The organism is Roseateles sp. P5_B10, from assembly GCF_056400485.1.
This window is the reverse complement of record NZ_JBFULE010001579.1, coordinates 1-617: the sequence shown is the minus strand read 5'-3', so window position 1 is coordinate 617 and position 617 is coordinate 1. Positions and strand designations below refer to the sequence as shown.

Genomic DNA, 617 nt, shown 5'->3' with positions numbered 1-617 from the left:
GGCCGGGTGTGATGGCGGGCTGCGGCGGCGTCGCGACCTGCACCATCGACAGGCGGCAGCTGTCGGTCGCCGCGGAGAGCAGTGCCTTGCCCTCGCGCCGGGCCGTGCAGGAGCCACCGCCCATCGCAGCCGGCAACGTGAAGCCGATGCGGCCATCGCCCATCGTTGCGCCGGGCAGCGGCTGCCAATCGCCACCGGCGTTCACGCCGCCGCCAGGCATGGCGTAGGCCAGGCGCGGCTGGTTGTCGACGAGTTCGGTGCGCAGGCGCCAGAAGGAGGGGCGGCCGGCCACCTCGATCAGGCCGGCCCATTCGCCGCGGGTGGGTTCAGCATGCGCGCCGGTCAGCGGGGCGAGCAGGAGGGAGAGCAAGGCGGCGCCGAATCGGGCGCAAAAGCGGGAGCGGGTCATGAAAAAAGTTGTCGGATCAGTCGAACGAAGCCTGCATCTTGCTCAGCCGGGGCCGGCGGCGCTGCTGCGGTGCGACAGATTGCGGGATGGCGGCGATGAAAAGTTGCACCGGGGCCGGTCAGCTCGCTGGCCGTGCGGCCAGGAAGCTTTCCCGCAGCACCGCCTCGGCATCCTTGCGCCACGCCGCAAACACCGCAGACGCCTCGAT

The 617-nt window shown here is 71.2% G+C and carries 1 protein-coding gene; it reads right to left on the bottom strand.

All coding sequences use genetic code 11. The annotated features are described in order from the left end of the window. Positions 1-370, bottom strand: a 370-nt coding sequence (locus tag AC1DU6_RS34685) for a hypothetical protein (RefSeq protein WP_477863052.1), incomplete at its 3' end; no start/stop codon positions are given. Positions 371-617 lie beyond the last annotated feature (247 nt).